The sequence below is a fragment of the Bacillus sp. HY001 genome, from assembly GCF_007558965.1.
In the GTDB taxonomy this organism is placed as follows: domain Bacteria; phylum Bacillota; class Bacilli; order Bacillales; family Bacillaceae_G; genus Bacillus_A; species Bacillus_A mobilis.
In genome coordinates this window covers 18887-28225 of sequence record NZ_VLTE01000029.1, presented here as the reverse complement: position 1 = coordinate 28225, position 9339 = coordinate 18887, and the positions used below count along the sequence as shown (strand labels likewise).

The window sequence follows — 9339 nt, the reverse complement described above, 5'->3', positions numbered from 1 at the left end:
GCTCGCTAATGTGTTAACTCCCCTGACGTTAATCGTCCGTTAGGTCGAAACGTTAGAAACCCCCACTTCAAGCTTTGCTAAGTGGGGGAGTGTTCATATGTGGATTAAGATAGATATACGTAGAAAAACTAATAAGGTTTACTTCAGTAAATAAGATATATTATATTTGTTGGATAGATTCTCTTTAAAGATAAGAAAAGTAGGTGAACAAAGTGGGAAAATATCAATTGGATTATAAAGGTCAGGTAGCTGTGGCAAAGTTTCATGAAAAACAGACGCCTGCCAAATTTGATAAAAAGCAACAAATTGAAAAATTGCGTGCGGAGTATTTGAAAAAGAAGCAAAAACAAACAGATAAATAATATGTTACGTTTTTGATAGGAGAAACTAGTTCTAATTACTATATATTACCGTTTGGTGATTAGAACTAGCTAAACCCTATTCATATCGGGATAAACATGTAAATAGAAACAAAACAACGAGAAAAGTTGACTTATTAGTCATATTTTTTAGTATTCATTTTAAGGATTTCCTGTATAATACAATTTGAAAGAAAATCTATGGTTTGACAAGAAACACTCTTTTCGGTTTTGCTCACTGAAGGGAGTGTTTTTTTGTAGTCAAAAACTCCTCTGTACTCATTACATTTGCATATACTCCATTTAAACTAGCCAAAATTGTGTTATGAATATAAACGGCTGGTATCGTAGCATTCTTAAAAGAAAGATCTTTTGTCGCACAAGCATCATGTATAACGGTACATGGAAAGCCGAAATCAAAAGCAGCTCTTACGGTGGCATCAATACACATATGAGTCATCATCCCACATATGACGACGTGCTCAATATTTAAACGTTGTAATTGTTCTAGAAGATCGGTTTCGCGAAAACTATTTGGATAATGTTTGAGTATAACGGTTTCTTCTCTAAGTGGGCGTACGCTTTCATGAATATGTACACCTTCTGTATTGGGTAGGAAAAAAGTAGCGTCATCTTTAATTGCTACATGTTGGATATGAAAAATAGGTTCGTTTTTCGTTCTAAAGAGTTGTAGTAGCTGACTAGCATATTTGCTTGCTTCTACTGGATTACGCAACTCCATCTTTCCATGTGGAAAATAATCATTTTGAATATCAACGAGTAAAAGAGCTGTTTTCATATATTTATCTTCCTCCGATTTCATATTCAAATAATGGTATTCAATTTATAGAAAGGATTCTCCTTTTAAAAAATATGAGGGAGGAGAATTTAACATAACTTTAAAAATCACTATTGTATTGTGAATTTTTTATTTAAAAATTTTAATAGAGAAATAATTAATATTTTTCTAAAAAATGTATTGACTCTTATTATTCTGAGTTCTATAATGAGAATTAATTAAACGACAATTAAATCGATACATTCTTATCCAGAGAGGTGGAGGGACTGGCCCTACGATACCTCAGCAACGGGTTTTTTAATACCGTGCTAACTCCAGCAAGCCTATGAAAGGCTTGGAAGATGAGAAGATGTGAACGAGTACATATAAGTGCTCTCCTTCTTATCTTTATGGTTGATAAGAAGGAGAGCACTTTTTATTTTACCTCGAAAGCTCTACTTCAAGTTTTTACAGCATATAGGAGGGGGAAAAATGATTTCTTTTAACAATGTAAGTAAAGTATATGAATCAGGTGGGCAATCTGTTCATGCGGTGGAAGATGTAACTTTATCAATTGAGAAGGGCGAAATTTTCGGTATTATCGGTTTTAGTGGCGCTGGAAAGAGTACATTGTTACGATTAGTAAATATGTTAGAGAGACCAACAGCGGGAACGATTTCAATAGATGATAAAGATATTACATCATTATCGACGAAAGAATTACGGAAGCTAAGACAAAGAATCGGGATGATTTTTCAAAGTTTTAATTTATTTAATTCAAGAACAGTGTTTGGGAATATTGCTTATCCATTAAAATTAGCGAAAGTACCAAAGAATGAGATAAAAGAAAGAGTAAATGAACTGTTGAAGTTTGTAGGGTTAGAAGATAAAGCAAACTATTATCCAGAGCAACTATCAGGTGGACAAAAGCAGCGGGTTGGTATTGCAAGAGCACTTGCAACATCACCGGATATCCTTATATGTGATGAGGCAACATCAGCTTTAGATCCAGAAACAACGACAGAGATATTAAACTTATTAAAGAAAGTAAATCGAGAATACAATGTAACAATTCTACTCATTACACATGAAATGCATGTTGTGAAGGAAATTTGTCACCGTGTAGCTGTAATGGAGAAGGGAAAAGTTATTGAAGAAGGAAAACTGTTTGACGTTTTCACACAACCGAAAACAAAGACGACTCAAAACTTTGTACGCTCTATTATTAATGATCATTTACCGGAAAGTGTTCTAGGTAAAATTCAAAATGGTGGACAGATTTATCGTTTAACATTTACGGGTGAAGAGACAGGGCAGCCAGTACTATCATATATCGCGAAAAATTATAACGTCGATGTAAACGTACTGTATGGAAATATTATTGAACTTCAAAATGTGCTATTTGGAAATCTTCTTGTAGAATTGCAAGGTGAACAGAAGGAAATTCAAAAAGCATTACAACATCTACGACTGCAAGTGCAGCTGAAGGAGGTAGAAGCTCATGCGAGTTGATTGGAGTATATTTTGGCCCCGCATAGTAGATGCGACGGGGGATACCCTCTTAATGGTAATTGTAACCCTTATATTCGCCACAATTCTTGGTATACCTCTAGGTTTACTGTTGTATGTAACGAGAAAAGGAAACTTTTTAGAAAACAAATGGGTCTTTTCTATTCTTAATATCATTATTAACACAATTCGCCCGGTTCCATTTATTATCTTTTTAGTAGCTTTAAGCCCACTAACAAGAAGTGTTATCGGAACGACGATTGGAACAGCAGCAGCAATCTTTCCGATGACGTTAGTTGCATCAATCGGTATTGCTAGAATGGTTGAAACAAATCTTGTTTCAGTTCCAAAGGGAGTCATTGAAGCAGCTCAAGCAATGGGGGCTTCACCAATTAGAATTGTTTTTGAAATTCTTGTACCAGAAGCGTTAGCACCATTGATCTTAGGGGTTACATTTATGACAGTTGGTTTAATTGAATTTTCTGCAGTTGCTGGGCTTGTCGGTGGTGGCGGTCTTGGTGACTTAGCAATGACATATGGTTATCAACGTTTTGATACATCAGTTATGTTCGTAACGGTCGTTTTACTTATTATTCTCGTACAGGTAGCTCAGAACTTAGGAAACTACTTTGCGAAAGTCTTTTTACGCAGATCATAAAAAGGAAGAGGGGAAAAGAAAATGAAGAAAATTTTAGCATTTGCATTATCAGCAATTGTAGGGATTTCAGCATTAAGCGGCTGTTCAAGTGGGGATACTGGGGCAGGAGCGAAAGAGAAAGTAGTTCGCGTCGGTGTAACTGGAACGGATGGAGACGCTTGGGAAATTTTGAAAAGAAAAGCTGAAAAAGAAGGAATTAAAATTAAACTGGTTGAGTTCTCTGATTACACGACGCCAAATAAAGCGTTAGCTGATGGAGATATTGAACTAAACTCATTCCAGCACGTTGCTTTCTTAGAGCAATTTAAAAAAGAGCATAAGTTAGATATTACAGCTGTCGGTACAACGCAAATTGCACCAATGGGCTTATACTCTGAAAAATATAAGAAGGCAAATGAAATTCCAGATGGTTCAGAATTTGCGATTCCAAATGATCCAACGAACCAAGCTCGTGCATTAAAACTTCTTGATGCAGCAGGTTTATTAAAGCTTAAGAAAGACTTTGGCTTATTCGGAGATCCAAGCGGCATTGCTGAAAATCCGAAGAAGTTAAAAATTACACCGGTTATCGCACAGCAAACACCTCGTGTATTAAAAGATGTTGCAGCTTCAGTTATTAATAACGGTGTTGCTGGTCAAGCTGGATTAGATCCAGCGAAGGATCCAATTTTCTTAGAAGATCCAAAGAATGAAAATGCGAAGCCATATATTAATATTTTCGCAGCTCGCACGAAAGATAAAAATGATCCAACACTGAAAAAAGTAATTGAACTCTATCATTCAAAAGAAGTAACAGACGCAATTAAGAAAGAAACAAATGATGGTTCCATTTCAGTAGATCTTTCACTTGAAGCGCTTGAAAAAATCGTAAAATAATGATTGAGTTTAACGGGCTAGCAGAAGGAACCCCTCCGCTGTTAGTTCGTTCAACATATAATCTACTTAACAAACAAACCCTAATTCTGTACCTTCCAATTCTGTATAACGTAGAATCCAATGTTTGTTAAGTAGAGTAATGGACCAGGAGTTTTCCTGGTCTTTTTTTATGAATGAAAGTAGCTAGCAAATAGTAAGGTAATCCAAATTATAACAGGGTAAGAAAATAAGCTGAAAATGAGTGTAATTATGAATTGTTTTTTATGAATGAGGTGTTTTTCGGATGAAAAAAAGAAAATAGAAAAGATAACAATGAAAACTGCTGATATTACGCCAGGATTATACGAACGATATATGAAAAACAAAATAATATGTTGAACGGAGTTGAAGAATATAGCCCCTTGTATAAAAATAATCCAGTATATAGAAGACAAAAAGTTAAGTTGATATAGAAAGACGATAAGTAAGACAAAGATTGTTAATACGGAAACGGCAATGAAAAATTGCTGGCTTGTTATAAAATGAATTGAAAATTGATTAGCAAGATATTGCGGCATTTGGAAAGATTCTTCAAGGTTATGAATGAAAAATAACAAGGGAATAATCCAAAGCATAATAGTGGAATGTTTTTTCATCAACTTACATCACTCCAATAAAATATAGAAAGCCTAAAAAAGGCCCTCTATACAGAGATAGTTATTCAATTATGATACTTTTTAAATTATCCTCATGATGCTCTTGTTCTTTCGGATAAGCAGCTAGCTCCTCTTGTAAAATTTTTAGCATTTGCTTAGCTGATTGCTGAATTGGTGCAGGTAACTCTTCTAATATATTCATACCGACTTTTATTTTTGCATGAATTAACTTTCTTAGTAGTTCCTCACGCATGCACTACACCTCCAAATCGAATGTTTAGTACATCATCTTCAAATTTTGCTCCTTGAATAGAAAGGTGTGTTAACGTTTTGGGTAATGTGATGTTCCGCTTAACAGAACCAGCACGAATGATAAGCTCGTCACCTTTTTGATTTAATGCAAGTTCACTTTTGTTAGAGAAGGGAATAGATAGAATGAAAATATATTCATCACCATCTTTTTTTACATATTGGGTACGACCGTTAAATTTCACTTCCGTAGGAGAAGAATCTGATTTAAATAAAGCATCTCCTACACGTTCTAACATAGGTAAGCCAACAACTTCTTGTTCAAACATAGGAGCTTCGTAAATAGGAAGTGGATCAAAACTATTTTGAATTAATGTTTTGTATTTCTTTTGCGTATCTTTCCAAGCTTGAAAATAAGGATCGGTGACAGTGTTAGGGATGACGCGGTTAATCATAATCGCATCTACGTTATAATCGTATAAATTTAAATACGTAAAGCTACGCTGAGCCTCTTTAATGACCATTTTTTCGGGATTTACAACGATGCGGATACTTGTTACGTCTCGGTTTGATAAAATATCTCTCATTTCTCCAAGCTGTTCAAGTGTATTCGTTAATTCGTCCATAATATCATCGGTTGGAAGGGGGACACCAAGAAGTGGTTGAGCTACAGGGCGAACAACTTTTAAAACCTTTCTTTTAATAGGAAAGAGTTTTTCCATCCACCAGCTGAGCATGTCTGGAAAGCTGAGCATTGCTAATGTTTCTCCTGTTGGAGCACAATCAATGATAATAACGTCATATGTGTTTTGTTTATAATAATCGAGTACGCGAAGTAAACTAATTAAATCTTCCATACCAGGAAACATCGTTAACTCTTCGGTTGTAATATCATCTGCTGCTTTGGAAGTGAAGAGTAGTGTAATATATTTCTGTAACTTCCCCCAGCCTTTTTCCATCTCATAAATCGTATTAATTTCTTGTGCCCATAGGTTTTCGCGAATTTCTAATGGTTCAGAAGATAGTTTTATGCCAAATGAATCTCCTAAACTATGAGCTGGATCTGTACTCATTACTAAAGTTTTTAATCCTTGTTTTGCGCTTTGAAGTGCAGTTGCTGCTGAAATACTAGTTTTTCCTACGCCGCCTTTACCTGTATACAAAATAATTCTCATCATCATATCCCCCTTTGTTTCGAATGTCGAATATTACGAGTACCGAAATATTTTTTTGAATAAAAACCCTATTAGGGTTTTTATTCAATCGGAATGTTTTTCATTTTAGGTGTAGAAACCTTTTCTTCAGTTTTTTGCTGTGACGTAGCAATGTGATTCATGATCTTTTGGAAGATCTGTAGTAAGAATGCTTTTTCTTCTTCTGATAATGCTTCTGTCACTAGGTTAAAGTAATGGGCTGCATTTTGTTTTACTTCTTGAACGAGCATTACACCGTTTTCTGTTAAACGAATTAATACAATGCGTCGGTCGTTTTCATCACGGTACCTTTCGATATATCCCTTTTTTACAAGGCGATTTACAACACCTGTCGTTGTACTCATCGGTATATCAAGAAGGTCAGCGATTTTTGTCATTGTAATATCTGTATTTCGCTCCATCCAAAGTAAACAAAATACTTCTGTTTTAGAAAGTGTTAAATCTAGGCTTACCCATTCCTCAGGATAGAAAAGTTTCTTGGCGTTATCTAGCAGTAAGTCTAAAAAATGTTCATATTGCAACAATTAATTCCACTCCCGTATATTTCGAGGTTCGTAATATTTGTTTTTATTTTATGCAGAATTGAAATAAATGTCAATCGTTTTAACTGTTTTTTCAGATTAGACAGAAAACTAACTTTAAAATAGTATTGTTTTATGGTAGATTTATAAATATAAAACTAGAATTTACATAAAGTGAAACTTTAATCAGTGGGGGTTTTCTTCATCCCCACTGATTATTAGTTGAACCAATCGGACTTTTATGGGCAGTTGATCCCCCACCTAACTTCTTTGCTTTCGCTGAATTTTGTGGTGGGGGTCTTACTGCCCATTAAAGTGGGATAAAAAACCATCATGGTAAATATACTTATCTATAATGGATGTACAGCTAATGAGGGGGATAACGATGAGAAGACGTAATACGCAAGCGTTCACGTTTTTAGCATGGACTTCATTTGTTTGCGCGCTTTCAGGTATGCTAATTGGAATTTATACGTTAGATGAAACGCTTAGTGTAAAAGGATATTATTTAATTGGAACATTATTTTTAACGATGTCTTGTTTTGTATTACAAAAAACAATTCGTGATAATGAAGAAGATAACGAGAGATTTCCGAAAAATAAACCGTTAGATAAAGAGTAAATCGTAAAGAAAGGCATTCGCCTTTCTTTTTTTATGTAAAAATGCAGTAAGTGCCGTGTGTTGACTTGCTTGAAGTACTGAAAATTTGGTATCATCAATAGTATTGTAGATTGAACGATATATTATGGAGGTGGCCTAGCCGTGTCAAGAATTTCCGTTGAGAATGTAAAGCACGTAGCACATTTAGCACGTCTTGCAATTACTGATCAAGAAGCTGAAAAATTTCAAAAACAACTAGATGCAATTGTTACATTTGCAGAACAGTTAAATGAATTAGATACAACTGATGTAAAACCAACAACTCATGTATTAACTATGAAAAATGTTATGCGTGAAGATGTACCAGAAAAAGGTTTACCAGTCGAAGAAGTATTAAAAAATGCACCGGATCACAAAGATAATCAAATCCGTGTTCCAGCAGTATTAGAATAGAGGAGGGGAATTTCGATGTCATTATTTGATCATTCAGTATCAGAGTTACATAAGAAGTTAAACAACAAAGAAATTTCCGTTACGGATTTAGTAGAAGAATCTTACAAACGTATTGCGGATGTTGAAGATAACGTAAAAGCTTTTCTTACATTAGATGAAGAAAACGCACGCGCGAAAGCGAAAGAATTAGACGCGAAAATTGGTGCTGAAGATAATGGTTTATTATTCGGTATGCCAATTGGTGTAAAAGATAACATTGTAACTAACGGGCTTCGTACTACTTGTGCGAGCAAAATGTTAGCAAACTTTGATCCGATTTATGATGCAACAGTTGTGCAAAAGCTAAAAGCTGCTGACACAGTTACAATCGGTAAGTTAAATATGGACGAGTTCGCAATGGGTTCTTCAAATGAAAACTCAGGTTTCTACGCTACGAAAAATCCATGGAACTTAGATTACGTTCCAGGCGGATCTAGTGGTGGTTCTGCAGCAGCTGTAGCAGCAGGAGAAGTATTATTCTCTCTAGGTTCTGATACGGGTGGTTCTATCCGTCAGCCAGCTGCATATTGCGGCGTTGTAGGTTTAAAACCAACTTATGGACGTGTATCTCGTTACGGATTAGTTGCATTCGCATCTTCACTTGACCAAATCGGACCGATTACACGTACAGTAGAAGATAATGCATACTTATTACAAGCTATTTCAGGTATTGACCGTATGGATGCAACTTCTGCAAACGTTGAAGTAGGAAACTACTTAGCTGGTTTAACAGGCGACGTTAAAGGTTTACGTATTGCTGTACCGAAAGAATACTTAGGAGAAGGTGTTGGCGAAGAAGCTCGTGAGTCAGTACTAGCTGCTTTAAAAGTATTAGAAGGTATGGGCGCAACTTGGGAGGAAGTATCTCTTCCACACTCTAAATACGCTCTAGCAACGTATTACTTATTATCTTCTTCTGAAGCATCTGCTAACCTTTCACGCTTTGATGGCGTACGTTACGGTGTTCGTTCTGATAATGTAAATAATTTATTAGATCTTTACAAAAACACACGTAGCGAAGGTTTCGGTGATGAAGTAAAACGTCGTATTATGCTTGGTACATTTGCACTTAGCTCTGGTTACTATGATGCATACTACAAGAAAGCACAACAAGTACGTACATTAATTAAAAACGACTTTGAAAATGTATTTGCTAACTACGATGTTATTATTGGACCAACAACGCCAACTCCGGCATTTAAAGTGGGCGAAAAAGTTGATGATCCAATGACAATGTATGCAAACGACATTTTAACAATCCCAGTAAACTTAGCGGGTGTTCCAGCGATTTCTGTTCCATGTGGATTTGGTGCTAACAACATGCCACTTGGTCTACAAATCATTGGTAAACACTTCGATGAAGCGACAATTTACCGCGTTGCACATGCGTTTGAGCAAGCAACAGACTATCATACAAAAAAAGCAAGTCTGTAAGGAGGCGAGCATA

The 9339-nt window shown here is 35.6% G+C and carries 12 protein-coding genes and 1 riboswitch; of the genes, 7 read left to right on the top strand and 5 right to left on the bottom strand.

Annotation, left to right across the window (positions count from 1 at the left end):
• Positions 1–212: 212 nt before the first annotated feature.
• The gene (locus FOT98_RS32400; RefSeq protein ID WP_000521647.1) at positions 213–362 is read left to right on the top strand and encodes a hypothetical protein; all 150 of its coding nucleotides are present in this window, start codon (positions 213–215) and stop codon (positions 360–362) included.
• 232 nt (positions 363–594) lie between these two features.
• Here FOT98_RS32400 and FOT98_RS14855 read toward each other — a convergent pair whose 3' ends face one another.
• Entirely contained in the window at positions 595–1158 is a 564-nt protein-coding gene (locus FOT98_RS14855; protein WP_063262806.1) for a cysteine hydrolase family protein, read from the bottom strand.
• A gap of 242 nt (positions 1159–1400) precedes the next feature.
• A riboswitch (SAM riboswitch) is annotated at positions 1401–1506 on the top strand.
• 123 nt (positions 1507–1629) lie between these two features.
• On the opposite strand from FOT98_RS14855, the gene FOT98_RS14850 reads away from it, so the two are divergent.
• The 3 genes from FOT98_RS14850 to FOT98_RS14840 are packed head-to-tail and all read left to right on the top strand — an operon-like array spanning position 1630 to position 4180.
• A complete protein-coding gene (locus tag FOT98_RS14850) occupies positions 1630–2649 on the top strand; it encodes a methionine ABC transporter ATP-binding protein (RefSeq protein WP_063262708.1) in 1020 nt (339 codons plus the stop codon).
• Entirely contained in the window at positions 2639–3304 is a 666-nt protein-coding gene (locus FOT98_RS14845) for a methionine ABC transporter permease (protein ID WP_001261881.1), read from the top strand. The genes FOT98_RS14850 and FOT98_RS14845 overlap by 11 nt, the downstream gene beginning before the upstream one ends.
• Positions 3305–3325: 21 nt before the next feature.
• Positions 3326–4180 carry a MetQ/NlpA family ABC transporter substrate-binding protein gene (locus FOT98_RS14840; RefSeq protein WP_063262709.1) on the top strand — a complete coding sequence of 285 codons (855 nt, stop codon included), beginning with the start codon at positions 3326–3328 and terminating at the stop codon, positions 4178–4180.
• Between the two features lie 167 nt (positions 4181–4347).
• Here FOT98_RS14840 and FOT98_RS14835 read toward each other — a convergent pair whose 3' ends face one another.
• The 4 genes from FOT98_RS14835 to FOT98_RS14820 form a co-directional block, all read right to left on the bottom strand.
• The gene (locus FOT98_RS14835) at positions 4348–4815 is read right to left on the bottom strand and encodes an HXXEE domain-containing protein (protein ID WP_140384201.1); all 468 of its coding nucleotides are present in this window, start codon (positions 4813–4815) and stop codon (positions 4348–4350) included.
• A 61-nt stretch (positions 4816–4876) separates the two neighbouring features.
• Entirely contained in the window at positions 4877–5068 is a 192-nt protein-coding gene (locus FOT98_RS14830; RefSeq protein ID WP_063262710.1) for a DUF3926 domain-containing protein, read from the bottom strand.
• Positions 5061–6242, bottom strand: a complete 1182-nt coding sequence (locus FOT98_RS14825; protein WP_080467786.1) for an ArsA family ATPase — start codon at positions 6240–6242, stop codon at positions 5061–5063. The genes FOT98_RS14830 and FOT98_RS14825 overlap by 8 nt, the downstream gene beginning before the upstream one ends.
• A gap of 77 nt (positions 6243–6319) precedes the next feature.
• A complete protein-coding gene (locus FOT98_RS14820) occupies positions 6320–6802 on the bottom strand; it encodes a MarR family winged helix-turn-helix transcriptional regulator (protein WP_000942477.1) in 483 nt (160 codons plus the stop codon).
• 382 nt (positions 6803–7184) lie between these two features.
• Between FOT98_RS14820 and FOT98_RS14815 the strand changes: the two genes are divergently transcribed.
• The 3 genes from FOT98_RS14815 (at position 7185) to gatA (ending at position 9326) form a co-directional block, all read left to right on the top strand.
• A complete protein-coding gene (locus tag FOT98_RS14815; protein WP_001254393.1) occupies positions 7185–7421 on the top strand; it encodes a YiaA/YiaB family inner membrane protein in 237 nt (78 codons plus the stop codon).
• A gap of 141 nt (positions 7422–7562) precedes the next feature.
• Positions 7563–7853 carry an Asp-tRNA(Asn)/Glu-tRNA(Gln) amidotransferase subunit GatC gene (gene gatC, locus FOT98_RS14810; protein WP_000086999.1) on the top strand — a complete coding sequence of 97 codons (291 nt, stop codon included), beginning with the start codon at positions 7563–7565 and terminating at the stop codon, positions 7851–7853.
• A 15-nt stretch (positions 7854–7868) separates the two neighbouring features.
• Entirely contained in the window at positions 7869–9326 is a 1458-nt protein-coding gene (gatA, locus tag FOT98_RS14805; RefSeq protein ID WP_000051449.1) for an Asp-tRNA(Asn)/Glu-tRNA(Gln) amidotransferase subunit GatA, read from the top strand.
• Positions 9327–9339: the final 13 nt, after the last annotated feature.